The sequence below is a fragment of the Massilia sp. Root418 genome (genome assembly GCF_001425265.1).
GTDB lineage: Bacteria > Pseudomonadota > Gammaproteobacteria > Burkholderiales > Burkholderiaceae_D > Rugamonas.
This window is the reverse complement of sequence record NZ_LMEC01000025.1, coordinates 31,799-48,728: the sequence shown is the minus strand read 5'-3', so window position 1 is coordinate 48,728 and position 16,930 is coordinate 31,799. Positions and strand designations below refer to the sequence as shown.

The 16,930-nt window shown below is 67.9% G+C and carries 10 protein-coding genes; 2 read left to right on the top strand and 8 right to left on the bottom strand.

What is annotated here, in order from left to right; genetic code table 11:
• Positions 1-18 precede the first annotated feature (18 nt).
• The 4 genes from ASC94_RS27030 to ASC94_RS27015 all read right to left on the bottom strand — a co-directional run bounded on the left by ASC94_RS27030 (position 19) and on the right by ASC94_RS27015 (position 8,215).
• Entirely contained in the window at positions 19-1,656 is a 1,638-nt protein-coding gene (locus tag ASC94_RS27030; protein ID WP_200955835.1) for a M28 family metallopeptidase, read from the bottom strand.
• Positions 1,657-1,835: 179 nt separating this feature from the next.
• Entirely contained in the window at positions 1,836-3,761 is a 1,926-nt protein-coding gene (locus ASC94_RS27025; RefSeq protein WP_229417426.1) for a glycoside hydrolase family 28 protein, read from the bottom strand.
• A 19-nt stretch (positions 3,762-3,780) separates the two neighbouring features.
• Positions 3,781-5,397 (bottom strand): glycoside hydrolase 43 family protein, encoded by a 1,617-nt coding sequence (locus ASC94_RS27020; protein WP_157201608.1) that lies wholly within the window; start codon positions 5,395-5,397, stop codon positions 3,781-3,783.
• Position 5,398: 1 nt separating this feature from the next.
• Positions 5,399-8,215: a TonB-dependent receptor domain-containing protein gene (locus ASC94_RS27015; RefSeq protein WP_056403662.1), complete on the bottom strand. Its 2,817-nt coding sequence runs from the start codon at positions 8,213-8,215 to the stop codon at positions 5,399-5,401.
• A 255-nt stretch (positions 8,216-8,470) separates the two neighbouring features.
• Between ASC94_RS27015 and ASC94_RS27010 the strand changes: the two genes are divergently transcribed.
• Positions 8,471-10,741 carry a pectinesterase family protein gene (locus tag ASC94_RS27010; RefSeq protein WP_056403659.1) on the top strand — a complete coding sequence of 757 codons (2,271 nt, stop codon included), beginning with the start codon at positions 8,471-8,473 and terminating at the stop codon, positions 10,739-10,741.
• 8 nt (positions 10,742-10,749) lie between these two features.
• Here ASC94_RS27010 and ASC94_RS27005 read toward each other — a convergent pair whose 3' ends face one another.
• The gene (locus tag ASC94_RS27005; protein ID WP_056403656.1) at positions 10,750-12,102 is read right to left on the bottom strand and encodes a GGDEF domain-containing protein; all 1,353 of its coding nucleotides are present in this window, start codon (positions 12,100-12,102) and stop codon (positions 10,750-10,752) included.
• Between the two features lie 170 nt (positions 12,103-12,272).
• On the opposite strand from ASC94_RS27005, the gene ASC94_RS27000 reads away from it, so the two are divergent.
• Positions 12,273-13,688, top strand: a complete 1,416-nt coding sequence (locus tag ASC94_RS27000) for an SEL1-like repeat protein (RefSeq protein ID WP_162251457.1) — start codon at positions 12,273-12,275, stop codon at positions 13,686-13,688.
• Here ASC94_RS27000 and ASC94_RS26995 read toward each other — a convergent pair.
• From ASC94_RS26995 to ASC94_RS26985, 3 genes are all read right to left on the bottom strand, one after another.
• The gene (locus ASC94_RS26995) at positions 13,660-14,241 is read right to left on the bottom strand and encodes a TetR/AcrR family transcriptional regulator (RefSeq protein WP_056403648.1); all 582 of its coding nucleotides are present in this window, start codon (positions 14,239-14,241) and stop codon (positions 13,660-13,662) included. The two genes, ASC94_RS27000 and ASC94_RS26995, sit on opposite strands and share 29 nt — an antisense overlap.
• A 65-nt stretch (positions 14,242-14,306) precedes the next feature.
• Complete coding sequence (locus ASC94_RS26990; protein ID WP_056403645.1) at positions 14,307-15,035, bottom strand: SDR family NAD(P)-dependent oxidoreductase; 729 nt, start codon at positions 15,033-15,035, stop codon at positions 14,307-14,309.
• 92 nt (positions 15,036-15,127) lie between these two features.
• Positions 15,128-16,912: a lipopolysaccharide assembly protein LapB gene (locus ASC94_RS26985; protein WP_056403643.1), complete on the bottom strand. Its 1,785-nt coding sequence runs from the start codon at positions 16,910-16,912 to the stop codon at positions 15,128-15,130.
• Positions 16,913-16,930 lie beyond the last annotated feature (18 nt).

The window sequence follows — 16,930 nt, the reverse complement described above, 5'->3', positions numbered from 1 at the left end:
TCAGCTTGAGGGCTGTGCTTATTTGCGCTTGGCGGCGCTCTGGTCGCGGATGGCGCGGAACTCGGAGTCCTTGCCCCAGTTCGGCCAGGCCTTGGAGTCGGCCAGGTCGCGGCCCACCGTGTACAGCAATTCCAGGTCGCGCGCCATGCCGGTGAACGGCCACTGTGCGCTCCATTCGTCGGACGGCTGGTGGTAGTTGTTGGTGTTGTAGGCTTCCTCGGCCGCCTTGCCTGCCGCCAGGCCGCCGTCGATCCAGTCTTCGCCGGAACCGATGGAGAACGCCGGCACGCCGCGCTTGGCCATGGAGAAGTGGTCGGAGCGGAAGAAGTGGCCCGCTTCCGGCTTCGGATCAGGCGTGTAGGCCATGTTCCACTGCTTGGCTTTTTCGATGGTCTGGTCGATCAGTTCCAGCTTGGCGCTGCCGGAAATGGTGAAGTTGCGCGCAGGGCCCATGGGGCTCAGGGCGTCCATATTGATCACGCCTGCGGTCTGGTCCAGCGGATACAGGGGATAGGCGCCGTAGTATTCGGAACCCAGCAGGCCTTTTTCCTCGGCCGTCACGGCCAGGAACACCACGCTGCGCTTGGGCGCCGGCTGCTTGCCGTACACGCGCGCCAGTTCCAGCAGGGCGGCGATGCCGGTGGCGTTGTCCACTGCGCCGTTGTAGATCTTGTCGCCCTTGGCGTCCGGCAGGCCGACGCCCAGGTGGTCCCAGTGGCCACTGTAGATCACGGTCTGGTTGGGACGCTCGCTGCCAGGCAGCAGGGCGGCCACGTTCTTGGACTTGATCACCTGCGTGTCCACCGCGTAGTGCGCGGACAGGGTCAGGCCGGTGAGCGGCAGCGGCTTGAAGGCGCGCGTTTGCGCCTGCTTCTTGGCCGCCTCGAAATCCAGGCCGGCGCGCTTGAACAGGTCCACCGCCACGTCGCGCTGGATCCAGGCTTCCATCGGCGCGTGCGCCTTGCCCGGCTGCTTGCGCACGATGTCGTACATGGTGTTGGTGTTGGAGTTCTTCACCGTCGGCCAGCCGTAGGAGGCAGGCGCGGTTTCGTGCACGATGATGGTGCCCAGCGCGCCGCGGCGCGCCATCTCTTCATACTTGTAGGTCCAGCGGCCGTAGTAGGTCATGGCCTTGCCGCCGAAATCGCCTTCACCGGTTTCGAAGTCCGGGTCGTTGATCAGCACCACGGCCAGCTTGCCCTTCAGGTCCAGGCCCTTGAAGTCATCCCACTTGCGTTCGGGCGCGTTCACGCCGTAGCCCACGAACACCAGCGGCGCCTTGTCGAAGTCCACGCGCTTGGCGCCGTTCATGGCGGCGCGCACGGCCATCTGGTCGCCCTGCAGGAAGGGCTGGCTGCCCTTGGCGTCGTTCAGCGTCAGGGTGACCGGGCCCTGGATTTCAAAGCGGCCCAGGGGCACTTCCTGGGTCCAGCTGCGCTTGCTCTTGACCAGGTCGCCGCCCGGCTGCATGCCGGCGGCCTTGAACTGCTCGATCAGGTAGTCCACGGTTTTGGTTTCGCCAGCGGTGTTCGGCCCACGGCCTTCGAATTCGTCCGATGATAAAACCTTGACGTCCTGCGACAGGCGCTGCGGATCGAATTTGGGCGTTTCGTTGGCCTGCGCCGCAGCTGCGGATAGCAGCAGGGTGGCTAGCATGGCGTTTTTCACTGTGAACCTCCTTGGGTAATGGATAGGCAAAAACGCTGCAAGTATCGGCCTAAACATTGCGCAGGTCAACGGCTGCCCGGCGGGTTACGCGCCTGCGGCGCTAACCCGCCCTACGTACCGCGGCCGGACCGTAGGGCGGGTTAGCGCTTGCGCGTAACCCGCCGAGACTACAGCCGCGTGTCGTAGCGCTTGCCGGCGATGGTCACGTCGCGCAATACCACGTTGCGCGCGTTGTGCACAAACCAGGGCTCAGCGGCGCGCGGCGTGCCGAAATTGCAACGGCTGATGCTGACGTTGGACAGCGGCAGCAGCGGCACCCCGGCCGGGCCGTTGTAGCTGTGCGCCACGGGGCCCAGCAGCACGAAGGCCTGGTAGCAGGAGTAGGCGCCGTCTTCCGTCTGCACGTTGGACACGCGCACGTCCGAAATATGGATGTCCGATACTTCCGGCGGCCGGGTGCGCACGCTGTCGAATGCCGGCGTGTAGTCGCAGTCGATGGTGATGACGGCGCCGCCGCCGGTGGCCACGGTCTTCGGTGCGACCGCGCCGCCCGGGATGGGCGTGTAGAAGCCCGCCTTGGTGCGCACGCCGTTGGCCAGGGTCAGCTGGCGCACGTAGAAGTGGCGCAGGAAGCCGCCCCGGTTCATATTGGTTTTCATGCGGATGGCGGTGCCGAGCGGATCGGTGGCCCAGTGCATATTGCGCACGTCTAGGTTCTGCGCATAGATGTGCTCTATGCCGGCCGCCATTTCGCTGCCCAGCGTGATGGCGCCATGGCCGGTATTCATGACGCTGTTCTGGACCACCATGTTGCGCGTGGGGCCGTACTGCACGTCGGTGTTCTTGCCGGCCTTGATGGCGATGCAGTCGTCGCCGGTGTTGAACAGGCAGCCGTCCACCAGGATGGTGTCGCAGGATTCCGGGTCGAAGCCGTCCGAGTTCGGTCCCATGCTTTCCATGCGCACCTTCCTGATGTGCACATTGCGGCAGTTGACCGGGTGGTGCTGCCAGAACGGCGTGTTGACCACCTGGTAGCCCTGCATCAGCACATCGGTGCAGCCGATGAATTCCACCATGCAGGGCCGCAGGTAGTGGCCGATGCCGAACACGCGGCGTTCGGGCGGCACGCGCGCTTCCGACAGCGCAGGCAGGTATTTTTCGTCGCTGCGCCAATCCGCGTGGGCACCCTTGATGAGCGCAAGCCCGGCGGGGCTCAGCTGCGGTGCGAGCGCGGACAGCGAGGCGGGGTTGGCGTCGTTGTTGACGTTCTGGCGCGCGGTCACGCCGGCCGGCTTGCGCGCGGCCCAGCCCCACCAGCCGCCGCTGCCCATGCCGGTGTCTTCGAAGGGCACGTTGCCCTGGCCGTTCAGGATGCTGGTCCAGTCTTCGCCGGTGATGGCGATGTTGGCCTGGTTGCGGGCATACACCATGGGCGAGTAGTTCAGGCAGTCGTTGCCCTGCCAGCGCGACAGCACCAGCTTGCCGTTCGCGCCGCAGTCGAAGTCGCCGTCGCGCGCATAGTCGGCCGGGTTGGCGCTGAAGTGCACGCGCGCGCCTGCCGCCAGGTGCACGTTCACATTGGACAGCAGCACGATGGGGCCTTTGCAGTACCAGTCGCCGGCCGGGATCAGCACCCGTCCGCCGCCGGCCTTGCTGGCTGCGGCAATGGCCGCGCGGATGGCGGGGTGGCTGTCCGGCGAGCCCGGCGCCGGCGCGGCCTGCGTGGCCGGCGGCGTGCCGTGCGCACCGGCCACCGGCACTGCGTCGGCCATGGCGCAGGGCCTGGCGCCGTAGGCCGTGATGACGAAGTCCCGCGCCGGGAAGGACAGCGGTTTGGCGAAGGCTGCGATGATGCGGTCGGCGCGCGCCCACGGATCGGCTATGGCATCCATTGCCCCCGCTGATTCGGCCGCGCTGCGCGCTGCGGGGCTGCCCCCGCTGCCGGCAACGCTGGCGCCGGTCCCGGGCTGGCCGGCGGACGCGGGGCCGGCCAGACCTGCCGGCATGGCCGGTGCGCTGGCCGCCAGCGCGGCGGCGGCGGACGCGCCCTTCAGGAGCGCGCGGCGCCGCTGGTTGATGACAGTCTTGTTCATGCTCGCTGTCTCCCTGTCTTTAACGGTTGAAGCGGAAATAGTCGACGTCGAGGTAGCCCGGCTCCGCCGAGGCTCCCGGCCCCACGCTGAACAGGCCCACCTGCGCGCCCACCCAGTGCCCCTTGGTGGCGGCGAACGGCGCGCCGGCGGCGCTGTACTCCTTGCCGTCCACGCTGTAGTGGAACTGCGCCTGCGCACCGTCGGCCATCACCATGCGCAGCGACAGCGCGGACGGCGCCTGCGCCAGCAGCACCGTGCTTTGCTCCTTGCAGCGCGGCGCGAACGGCGTGCAGGTGGTGTAGACCAGCTGCGTGTCTGCGCCTTGCCTGCGCAGTCCCAGCCACGCGTAGCTCATGCCGTTCAGGATCAGCCCTGCGCGGTCGCCGTCGGCGGCGCCGTGCAGCTCGATGCGCGTGTCCACCGTGAACGCGCTGGCCGGCAGCTTCTGGCCCAGGATGTTGGGCGCCGCCCGCACATAGCCGTCCGCCTGCGGCGCGGCCAGCACCGGCAGGCGCAGATGGCCCGGACGCGCCGCCAGCGAATACCAGCCTTCCTGCGGATTGGCATTCCACTGCCACTGCAGGCCCAGCGCCTTGCCGCCGAATTCATCGCTCGTGGCCGGCACTTTCACTGCCTGTCCGGCCACCGGCTTGCGGTAGGTTGCCACCGGATTGCCGACGCCCGGCCTGGCCCCCGGCTGGCCGATCAGCGGCCAGCCGTCGCTCCACGCCATCGGCTGCAGGTGCACCACGCGGCCGTAGGCCTTGCGGTCCTGGAAGTGCAGGAACCAGTCCTTGCCGTCCTGCGCGCGCACCCAGGCGCCCTGGTGCGGGCCGTTGACCGGCGAGCCTCCCTGGTCCATCACCACGCGGTCCTCGTACGGCCCCTCGATGCTGCGCGAACGGAACACGGCCTGCCAGCCTTCCTCCACCCCGCCGGCCGGCGCGAACACGTAGTACCAGCCGTCCTGCTTGTAGAACTTGGGGCCTTCCAGGGTGCGGTAGCCCGGCAGCTTGTTGCCGTCGATGACGACCTTGCCCTGCGGGTCCAGCACGCGCCTGCCGTCCGGCGACATGGCGTGCAGCGTGAGCACGTTGTTGAAGCCGGCCCGGCTCTTGGCCCAGCCATGCAGCAGCCATGCCTTGCCGTCCTCGTCCCACAGCGGCGTGGGGTCGATCAGGCCGCGTCCCGGCATCAGCAGGTGCGGTTCGCTCCACGGGCCGCTGAAGCTTTTGGCGGTCATGACGTAGATGCCGAAGTCCGGGTCCGGGTAGAAGATCCAGAATTTGCCGTCGTGGTAGCGCAGGCATGGCGCCCACACGCCGGCGCCGAAACGCGGCACGGCGAAGTGGTCGGCCGGCACCTGCTTCGGCAGCGCGTGGCCCACCAGCTCCCAGTTCACCAGGTCTTTCGACTGCAGCAGCGGCAGGCCGGGCGCGCTGTTGAAGCTGGAGGAGGTCATGTAATAGGTGTCGCCGACGCGCACCGCGTCCGGGTCCGAATAGTCGGCGTTCAGCACCGGGTTCTGGTAGCTGCCGTTGCCCAGGTCGGGCACCCAGGGCTCGGCTGCGCAGGCGGGCGTGCCGGCGGCGTTCAGCGCTGCGAGCAGCGCACAGGTCAGGATAGGTTTCATCATGTCAGAAAGTGTAGTTCACGCGCACGTTGTAGGCGCGGCCGATCGGTTTCGAAACGTTTTGCGCAAACACCACGCGCGAGCCCAGGCGCTGGTTGGACAGCGGCGGATCCTTGTCCAGCAGGTTGTTGATGCCGAAGGTGATCTTCAGCTTTTCCTTGATGGTGTAGCTGCTGGTCAGGTTGTACAGGATATAGGGCTCGATCACGTTGAAGTAGGGCTGGCCTTCCTTCTGCGTCGGCAGGGCGTTGGTGTCCTCGTAGTGCGAGGTGTAGGCCTGGGTCAGCTGCAGGCCGAAGCCCTGGTAGGCCCAGGAGGCGCGAAGGTTGTGGCGCCAGCGGTAGACATAGGTGTTGGCCGAGGTGGCGCCGGTGGACAGCGAACCCGGCTTGCCGACGCTGTCGATCCAGGCGCCGCCCGCTTCGTTCTGGCCTTCGTAGCGGTCCACATAGGTGCCATCCAGGCTCAGGCCGAACTTGCCCCAGTCGGTTTTCGGCCAGCTGTAGCTCATGCTGGTGTCGATGCCGCGCGTGCGCAGGCCGCCCATGTTCAGGCGCGTTTTGACGATGTAGTCCAGCGTGCCGTCCGCATTGCGTACGAACAGGTTGTTGTAGCCGGTGACGTTGTTGAAGATGGTGTCTTCGCCGATCTGCGCGATGGTGCCCTTCATCTTGATCGACCACAGGTCGAACGACACCATCATGTTCTTCACCGGCGCCAGCACGATGCCGGCGGTGACGGTGCGCGCCTTTTCCGGGTCCAGGTCCGGGTTGGCGCCGGTCAGGGTGACCAGCGTGGTGTTGCAGACTTTAGTCGGGTCCAGGTTCAGGCCCGCGTATTTCGGGTCCTTGGTCACCGAGCCGGTGCCGGGGATGGACGGCGTGGCGCTTGGGCACAGCAGCGGGTCGTCCCATTTGCCGGTGGAGCTGGTGCGGGTGCGCGGCGTGCCGTACAGTTCCGGCAGCGTCGGCGCGCGGAAGCCGGTGCTGGCGGTCCCGCGCAGCATCACTTCGGCGGCCGGCTGCCAGCGTACGCTCAGCTTGGGGTTGACGGTGTTGCCGAAGTCGCTGAAATGGTCGGCGCGCACGGCGGCCGTGATGTCCAGCGTCTTGGTCAGCGGCGCGTCCATTTCCATGTACAGCCCGGCCACCGTGCGCGAAGCGCTGGGGTAGGTGTTGGGCGTGCCGGACACTTTGTACACCACTTCGTTGGCGATCGGATCGGTGCCGTCGTTGTAGATTTCCTTGTGCCAGTCGCCCCCCACCGCCAGCGCGAGCGAACCGCCGGCGAGCGGCATCAGGTTGCGCGTGAGGTTGAAGTCGGGCCCGAAGTATTCCACGGTGGCGCGGCGGTAGGTAGTACCGTCGGCGCGGATGCTGTCCAGGTAGGACTGGCCGGCCGCGTCCTGCTTGCCGAAGGGATTGAGCACGCCGTCCGCCACGCCCTTGTAGATGCCTGCGGTGCTGAAGAAACCGCTCTTCCAGCTCACGTCGCGCCGGCTGCGCGAGGCGTTCATGCCCACGCGGTAGTCCCAGCCCATCACTTCACCCTCGTCCGCCACGATGATGCGGGTGGTGTGCTGGCGGTCGTCGGTGATGGCGGGGCCGGCTTCGTCCAGGCTCCAGGTCAGCGCCAGGTCCTGGCCGGTCACGCCCGCCACGGCGGGCACGCCGCCGCTGCCGCCCGGATACCACTTGCTGGACTTGGTGATGAACAGCGGCTTGCGCAGGCCTGGGTTGTACTTGTCGTAGTCGGTCTGCGCGCCGAAAGGCTGCGGCGGATTGAGCGCGTCGATGTAGGACTCTGTGGCCAGCAGCTCCATGGTCAGCAGCTTGTCGCCGCCGTGGCGCAGCGAGGCCTTGGTAAACAGCGTGGCCTGCATGGCGTCGGCCAGCAGCTGGGGGTACAGGTCCGGGTCCAGGATGCAGGTCTTGCTGCCTGCCCCGGATGCCTTGGTGGAGGCCAGCGAATATTGCGCATCGTATGGGCCCTTGCAGCCGGCCGCGAAGTAGGGGTTGCCAGTGGTGGTGGTGGCTTTGCCGTTCTGGTACACGGTGAAGTTGGCCGGCGCGGACGAGGAACCGGACGTGTTGGTGCTGAAGGGATTGCCGCCCAGCTGCGCGATCAGCGCGGGATCGCTGATGTTGGGGCGGTCCTTCTGCAGCAGCGAGTCGCGCTTCTGCACGTCCAGCGCGGCGTACACATTCCAGCCCTGTTCCTGCAAATCGCCCCAGCCGGCGATGATGCTCACGCGGCGCTGGTCGCCGCCGCCGTGGCGCTCCGGCTGTACCAGGCCGCCGCTGATGGTGGTGTTCTTGAAGCTGCGCTTGGTGATGAAGTTGACCACACCCGCGATGGCGTCGGTGCCGTAGATGGAGGAGGCGCCGTCGCGCAGCACTTCCACCCGCTCGACGGCACTCATCGGCATCACGTCCACGTTGATCGAGCTGTCGCCGATGGCTTCGTTGGGCAGGCGGCGGCCATTGAGCAGCACCAGCGAGCGGTTGGTGTTCAGCCCGCGCAGGTTGATCTGCGTGCCGCCGCCGCCGCCACCCACCGGCTCGTTGGTGGCGCCCACGGTGAGCGAGGTGGCCACTTCGGACATGGTGGTCAGCCCACGCGCAACCAGTTCTTCGGCGTTGATGGTGGTGAGCGGCAGGGCGTTTTCGGCGGCCACCTTGCGGATCGAGGAACCGGTGATTTCAACCCGGGCCATGCTGTCGGCGGCGCTCTGCGCGGCGGCGCTGTTGGCCAGGGTGAGGACTGCCATGGCGATGGCGGACAGCGCCAGGCGGCACTGCGTGTGCTTGCTGCGGATCATATGGTCTCCTATATAGTTATTGCTGGTCAGGCCGCAGTTTTATTGGCCTGACCAGATTTTTCAGAGCATGCGTGAGAAGCCATGATTGCGCAAACAATATTTTGTAAATTTGTCGAAAAATCACTACATTGCGCGTACAAAACCATGTTTGCGCTATGAATGTTGCTGGCGTCGATTGGTCAGGCCAGTTAAAGTATTCAGGTCGCCAATCACCAGGATTCCGAGATGCCAAGCCGTCTTTTGCCACTTTTATTCATGTTCTCCATCGGTCAGGCTGCCGCCCAGGAGACGCTACAGGGCCTGGTGCCGGTGCAGGCCGGCGGCAAGGTGCTCCTGGCGCACGCCGCCGCGCCCACCGCCGCGCCGGCCGCAGACAGTTACGTCGAAAGCCGCTTCCGCCCAGTGGAGCCGGCGGCTGGCCAGTTCTACGTCGTGGGACGCTACCGCGACGAGGGCAACTGGTATGGCGCAGGCCTGTCCTTTGCGCCAGGTGGCAAGCGCATGCAGGTGGAAATCGTGCGTATGCAGGACGGCGTCCTGACGCGGCTGAAGCAGTTCGGCCGCGAAGCGGCGGGCGACGGGCGTCTGTATGCGGTGCGGCTGGAGATAGCGGGCACCCTGTTGTCCGTCTACCTGAACGGCGAGAAGATCACCAGCGTGTCGGATCCGGCGTTGCCCGAGGCTGGGGCCAGCGGCGTGGTCGCCAGTGGCGCGGCGTTCGAGGCAAGCGCGCCGGTGACGGGCAGCGCTGCCGACAAGCCGGCGCGTATCGCGCTGGCACGCGCGCCGCAGCGCTTGCGCATGCAGGCAGGCGAGGCGCCGCAGCGGCTGCGTGTGAGCGCGCTGCGCCCCGGCGCCGCCGCGCCGCTGCCGTTCGCCGCGCGCGCCGGCGACGCTGCGCTGCTGCGGGTGGAATCGCGGGACGGAGACGTGGTGCTGTCCCCGCTGGCGCCGGGCGCCACCACGCTCACGCTGGCTAGCGAAGAGGACCCGAATGTCTTCAATGTGGTGCAGGTGCTGATCGAGCCGCCACCGCAGGCGGCGATGGCGCCGCCCGGGCCCGGCGCAGGCGCAGGCACAGGCAGGGCTGCGGCGCTGGGCGGTGCCGCGTCGCCCGAGCCGGGTGCGCGCCGCGTCCCCTACGATACGCCTTTGCGGCTGCGTTTCGACCAGCCGCCGGTGCTGGGAACGGCCGGCGCCATTCGCGTACTGCGCAAGCGCGACAACGCGCTGGCCGATACCATCCGCGTGGCCGACGAGTACGACCTGCTGGGCTATGAAGGGCAGGAGTACCGGCGCGCCGTGCGCCGCCGGCCGATCGCCATTGAAGGCCGCAACGCCGTCATCCAGCTGCACAGCGCGCGCCTGGAGCCGGGCGAGGAATATATTGTCACCATCGACGACGGCGTGTTCACGGGCACGCTGAACGGCCGCGCTTTCCGGGGCATCGCCAGGGAGCAGGGCTGGACCTTCCGCACCCGTCCCGCCGTGCCGATGCGGACGGCCATCACCGTGGACGACGACGGCGCGGCGGACTTCCGCACCGTGCAGGGCGCGCTGAACCACGTGATGCGGCAGCCGCAAAGCGCGCGGCCGGTCACCATCGCCATCCGCGACGGCCGCTACCGGGAGCTGCTGTACCTGCGCGGCAGGAATGCGGTCACGCTGCGCGGCCAGAGCCGCGACGGCGTGGTGATCGACGCGGTAAACAGCGACGGCGTCAATCCAGGCTCCGGCGCGGCGCAGGCCGCCGATTCGCCCGCCATCAATGGCGGCCGCGCCCTGTTCCTGGTGGAGGACGCAGACCTGCTGGCGCTGGATACGCTCACGCTGCGCAACAGCGCGCTGCGCGCTTCGCCCACCGGCGGCCAGGCCGAGGCGCTGTTCTTCAGCAGCGAAGGCCGGCTGACGGTAAAGAACGCCAGCCTGTACAGCGAGCAGGATACGGTGCAGGTCAAGGGCTACGCCTGGTTCTACCGTTCGCTCATCGCCGGCAATGTGGACTACGTGTGGGGCAACAACCACGCGGCGCTGTTCGAGGACAGCGAGTTGCGCACGGTGGGCGACAGCGGCAATCCGAATGGCGGCGGCTACGTGCTGCAGGCGCGCACGGTTGGGGCGCAGGACAAGGGCTTTGTGTTCCTGAACAGCCGCCTGACGCGCGGACGCGGCCCCACAGGCAACCAGGTGCCGGACGGCGCCACCTGGCTGGCGCGCAGTGCAGGCTATGAAACCAGTTGGGACCATGTGGCCTTCATCCGCTGCAGGATGGACGCGCACATCGCACCGGCCGGCTGGGCCGGCAAGGGCGTGGGCCGGCAGCCGGCGCCGAATCCGGCCCAGGCCACAGCCGCTGCGGGCTGGCGCGAATACGGCACCATGGACCTGAACGGCAAGCCGCTGGACCTGAGCGCGCGCCGCCACGTGCGCCTGCTGAGCGCAGCGGAAGCGGCGGCGCAGTTCGGCAGCCGCGCGTCGGTCTTTGCCGGTTTCGGCGGCGGCAGCGGCTGGGATCCGCAGCCGTAAAGCGCGGCTCAGGCTACCGCTTCCCCTGGCTGCTGCTTGGCCGCATACATGGCCTGGTCCGCATGGCGCAGCAACTGCTGCATGTCGGCGCCGTCTTCCGGGAAGCGGGCAATACCGATGCTGGCGCTGGTCTGCAGGGTGCGGCCGTCGCCCATATGGACCGGGACCGCCAGCGCCTGGTGGATCTTTTCCCTCACCAGCGTGGCCGCTTCGTGCCGCGCCGCCTCCTCCAGCACTACCACGAACTCGTCGCCGCCCAGGCGCGCCACCGTGTCCGCCTCGCGCACGCAGTCCTTGATGCGGCGCGCCACGACCTGCAGCAGCTGGTCGCCGGCCGTGTGCCCATGCAGGTCGTTGACCTGCTTGAACTTGTTCAGGTCGATGAACAGCAGCGAGAGCGAATCCTGGTGGCGCTGCGCGCGCGCGATGGCGGTATGGAGCCGGTCGTGGAACAGGCGCCGGTTCGGCAGGTGGGTCAGCTCGTCGTGCTCGGCCAGGAAGTGCAGGCGCGATTGCAGCTGCTTGCGCTGGATGGCGGTGGCCACCTGGGTTGAAACGTAGGACAGCAGGTCCTGGTGCTGGTCCGTATAGCCTGCGCCGCAGCCGGCGGACGATGCATCGCGCAGCACGAGCGCGCCGATGGTGCCCTGCGGCGTGTTGAGCGGCACGCCCATCCAGCATTCTTCGTGCGGACGCGCCGCCGCCATCAGCGCAGGCGGCAGCGCGGACAGCGTATCCGGCGCCACCCGCAGCGGCAGATTGCGCCGCAGTGCTTCCTCGCACAACAGCACCGCCAGTTGCGCATCCGACTCCGGGCCGCTGGCATCGGCATGATAGGCAAAATACAGGGGTTCGCCCGGCGCGTCGCGCAGCACAACGGCAAAGGACTGCACCGGCAGCAGGCTGGCGATGATGTCGTGCATGCGCTGGTATAGCGCGGGCAGGTCTTCGGCGGCGTGGGCGGACTCGGAAATGGCGTACAGGGCGGCCTGCATCGCCTCCGCCTGCTTGCTGGCGGTGATGTCGCGCGCCACCGCGATCCGCAGCTGGTCCGCTTCGGACCAGCGCGCCGACCACATGATGTGGACGATGCTGCCGTCCTTGCGCACGTAGCGGTTCTCGAAGCGCATGTTGGGCTGGCCGTCCATGATGGCGCGCGCCGCCGCCAGGGTGCGTTCGCGGTCGGCCGGATAGACCAGGTCTATCATGGCCAGGCCCACCATCTCATCGGGCCGGTAGCCGAAGATACGCTCGCAGGCCGCGCTCACAAAGACAAAGCGCCCGCTGGTGTCGACCATGCAAATGGCGTCGAGCAGGAGATCGGCGAAGCTGGCGACGGGGGCGCTGACTAGCGGATTCATAGCGACCTATTCTAGGCTTAAATGCGGAAAGCAGCCAGGATCGCTCAGCGGGTTGATTACCCGCCCCGGCAATAGCAGGGTAACATCAAAGGCCCCGTGGCCGTACCTGGATATGAAGGTTGACGATGATCCCTTTCCGCAAGCCCTGTCTGACTTTGGCAATGTTGTTGGTGCTGCCACTGTCCGGACATGCCCAACAAGCCGCCGGTTCCAGCGTGGTCGTCAAAGGCCAGCGCGGCGCCGCCGGCGATCCGCGCGACGTGGTCGCGGCGAAGAGCAAGGTGCTGTCGCGCGACCGCAGCTCGTCCTGCGCCTTCATGAGCGGCTACAGCAGCAGCGACGATGAAACCATGCTGCGCTACATGAGCGACTTCAATCAAACGGCCACCCTGGGCGACCCGGCCGAGTACTTCCACGAGAACAGTCCCGACGGCGATGTCTCAAAAGGCGCCGACAGCGGCCCGTCGGCCGATTTCGCCGCGCCGCCCGACGCCTACGGCAACAGCAGTTCCTGCGGCCAGGCGGACCGGCGCTTCGCCGCGGCGCGCAACCGCATCCTGCGCAAGGACAAAACCTTGACCAACGCCTTCGCCGCAATGGACCGGCAGGACTACGCCACCGCCATGGCGCAGTTCAAGGCTGCCTACGACAAGATCGGCTACGATGCCGCCGCGCTGATGCTGGGGAAGATGCACCTGTACGGCATGGGCACCCCGCGCGACGCCAAGCAGGCGGTCTACTGGCTGCAGCAGGTGGTGGACACGCGCTACCATCCCACTTTCGACCGGCTGAAGTTCGACCCCGCCAACCCTGAACTGATCAACGAGCGGGTGGAAGCCATCATGCTGCTGGCGAAAATGAACCTGCTCGGCATCGGCGTGCCGAAGGACGCGGCCGAGGTGCGCAAGTGGTACGCCAAGGCGGCCGAGGTGGGCTACGCGCCCGCTGCCAGCATGCTGGGCGTGGCCCACCTGACCGGTTTCGGCGGCCGCAAGGACGTGGCGCAGGCGCGCACCCGCTTGCTGGAAGCAGGCGAAGAAGGCTATGTGCCGGCGCTGTATGAGCTGGGCCGCCTGTACTACAACGGCGACGACGGCCTGCCGCAGGATTACAAGATGGCGGGCGCCTATTTCAGCAGCGCGGCCAAGGCCGGCCACGTGGAGTCGATCTACGCCGCCGCGCGCATGTACGACCTGGGCCAGGGCGTGGCGCCGGACCAGCAGCGCGCCATCGCGCTGTACAAGCAGGCTGCCGTCAAAGGCCATCCGGCCGCCGAGGGCGCGCTGGGCACCTATTTCTACGAAGGCAAGCTGGTGCCGCAGGACTATCCCACCGCGCGCAAGCTGTTCAACGAGGCGGCCAAGCAGGGCCAGGCGGACGCCATGTTCAACCTGGCCGTGATGACGATGGAAGGCCAGGGCGGCAACAAGGACCTGGCGCTGGCCTACATCTGGTTCAGCCTGGCCAAGTCGGCCGGCTACGCCGACGCCGGCGCGGCGCTCAAAGCGGTGGCGCCGCAGCTCACGGCGCAGGACAAGGCACGCGTGGACGCGGTGCTCAAGCCTGCCGGCAAGCCAGCGCCGTAAACCTGGCGATCTGTTCCAGCGCCGCGACGCCAGCGCCGGCGCGCGCGGCCACCCGCAAGCCGGCGAGGGTGGCGGCGATGAAGGCGGCGGCAGCGCGCACGTCCAGCTCCTCCGGCACTTCGCCGGCAGCCGCCGCACTGCGCAGCTGCTGCTCCAGCACCGCAAGCTGCGCGCGCGCGCTGGCGTCCCCCAGCGCAGCCACTTCCGCGTCGGAGCGCCCGAATTCCAGCACGGCGCCTATGCCCATGCAGCCTTCGCCGCCCGCTCCCGCGCGCCGGGCGAAGCCTTGCAGCGCCGCTTCCAGCCCGCGCAGCGGCGTGCCGCCCGTTTCCATGTCATGCACGAATTGCGCCACGCTGTCGGTGTTGTAGCGTTCCAGTGCCGCCAGATACAGGCCGCGTTTTCCGCCAAAGGTGTCGTACATGCTCTGGCGGCCGATGGCCATGGCGCCGAGCAGGTCGTCCGTGGACGCGCCCGCGTAACCCTTGTCGCGGAACAGGGCGATGGCGCGCAGCAGCGCGGTGTCTCGGTCAAATGCCTTGGGTCGGGCCATGGGATGCAGTCGGTGCCTGGGGAGGCCGTCATTATAGCGGCCAGGCGCAGCGGTCCGGCATACGTTCAGGCGATCAGGCCGCCGTCGATGGTGAAGCTGGAGCCGGTTACATAAGCCGCTTCCTCCGATGCCAAGTAAGCCACCATGCCGGCGATTTCCTCCGGCTTGCCCATGCGGCCCACCGGCAGCATGTTCACCAGGGTGTCGATGTACCCGGCGGGCACGATGTCGGTCTGGGTGGGGCCGGGCTGCACGTTGTTGATGGTGATGCCGCGCCGCCCGATGTCGATGGCGATGCCGCGCACCATCGAGGCCAGCGCGCCCTTGGTCATCGCATACACGCTGCTGTTGGCGAAGCCGGCGCGCACGGCCGCCATGCTGCCGATGGTGACGATGCGGCCGCCCGGCTGCATGTGGCGCAGCGCTTCCTGGATGGCGATGAAGGCGCCGCGCACATTGATGTTAAAGCTGCGGTCCAGCTGCGCGACCGGGAAGCTTTCCACCGGCCCCATTTCCAGCACGCCGGCGCTGTTGACCAGGATATCGAGCGATCCGAAGGCTTCCACGGTGCGGTTCACTGCCGCGCGCAACTGTGCTTCGTCGGCGCTGTCCGCGCGGATGGCCAGCACGCGGCCGCCGCTGGCTTCCACCTTGGCCGCCAGCGCCTGCGCCGCCGCCTCGGACGCTGCATAGGTGAACGCCACGGCCGCGCCGTCGCGCGCCAGCCGTTCCACAATGGCCGCGCCTATGCCGCGCGAACAGCCCGTGACCAATGCTGCTTTTGCTTGTTGCATGACTACCTCCGGGGTCATTCTGGACTGGATTGTCAAGAATTGCCCCGAGTGTAGTTTGTTTTGGATTGATCAGTCAAGAATAATTGCCTGCCTCACAGGCGCGACAGCTCAGGCCCGCTGCGGCGCCCCAGCCAGGTGGCGTCGAAGCGCTTCTGCGCGGCAGCCAGGGCTGCCTGGTCGCCGCGCTGGCGGTAGACCTCCATCAGGCCGCGCAACGCCCAGCCGTTGCTGGGCGTGCGCGCGAAGGAGTTGCGGAACGCCGCTTCGGCCTCGTCCAGCCGCCCCACGCGCAGCAGCACCGCGCCCAGCGACTGGCGCACCGGGTAGTACCAGTAAGGCGGTTCGGTATAGGGCATGCCGTCCTGCACCGACACGCCTTCTTCGTACGCCTTGATGGCGGCCGGCAGGTCGCCGCGTGCCTCGGCCAGGCGGCCGGTTGCCACGGCACGCGCGGTGTGCACGATGTCCGGCGCCGGCACGCCCCAACTGGTGATGGAGCGGAAGTCGGCGCCCCGTTCGATGCCCGCCAGCGCATCGATCTCCTTCTGGCTCTCGGCGTGCCGGCCCTTGCGGGCATAGCCCACCGCGCGCGCGTAGTGCCACATGGCGCGCACCAGCACATGCTGCGGGCCGGGCGCGGGCAGGGCGATCAGTTCGTCGGGACTGCTGAACTGCACGTGCGAGAAGTAGGGCGCCGCCTTCACGGGCTGCAGCATGCCGAAGCTGGGCAGCGCTTCCGCCGGGATGGACTTGTCCAGTTTGGCGGCAGCGGCCAGCGCGCTCGGACCGTCCCCGCCCATCAGCGCGGACACCATGGCGAAGTGGATGTTGTGCGGATAATAGGCGCCCTTGTAGACGGCGTCGCTGCCGGCCTGGCTGAAATACTTCTCGTCGATGGCGATGGCGTCCAGGTTGGACTGCAGCGCTTCCTTGTACAAGCCGGTGCGGTAGTAGATGTGCGACGGCATGTGGACAATGTGGCCGGCGCCCGGGATCTGGCGCGCCAGCGTGCGCGCGTAGGGCAGGGCCTTGTCCGGATGGCTGGACGCTTCCACCGCATGGATGTAGTAGTGCACCGCGCCGGGGTGGGTGGGATTGCGCTCCAGCACCCGCTCCAGCGCATCCACCAGTTCCGGCGTGCGGCCCTTGCCGCGCGTGCCGGCCGCCTCCCAGTAGTCCCACGGCGACAGGTCCATTAGCGACTCGGCGAACAGCACCTGGATGGTGTCGTGGTTGGGGAAGGCGCGCGCGGCTTCCGTCATGGCGGCGGCGTAGGCCTGGTCCAGCGGCGCCCGGTCGGCCGGCGGCGCGGCCTGGTAGCGCTGCACGACCGCCCGTATCAGCGCCTGCTCGGGCGGCGTGGCGCGCGCCGCGCGGCTTTGTGCGTTGGCGGCCGCCGCAGCGGCAGGCGCCACCGCTTCCGGGAACATGGGCGCATTGATGTTGGGCCCCAGCACCAGGGCTTCGCCCCAATAGCACATGGCGCAGTCCGGATCGTGGCGCTGCGCCGCGCGGAAGGCGCGCGCCGCTTCGGCGTGGTTGAAGGCGAAGACCAGGCGCAGGCCCTGGTCGAAATAGGCCTGGGCCTTGGAGTTGCCGGTGCTGACCTGCAGGTGCAGCGTGCCCAGGTTGGTGTACAGGGGCGGGTCGCTGTCGGCGGCGGGCTTGCGGTCCTGCTGGGTGGCGCGGAAGGGCGCCGTTTCGGTCTGCGCTGCCAGCATGGCCAGCAGCAGGGGCGGCCGTCCTGCCTGGCCGGCGCTGCACATGGTTTGGTCGAATAGCGGATCGAATCCCGTGCTGGGGCGTTCCGCCTGCGTGAGCGCCACCGGGCACAGGGACAGCAGGGCGGTGGCCGTGAGGGTGCGAGAGCAGAGCATGCTGCCTCCTCTTTTTCG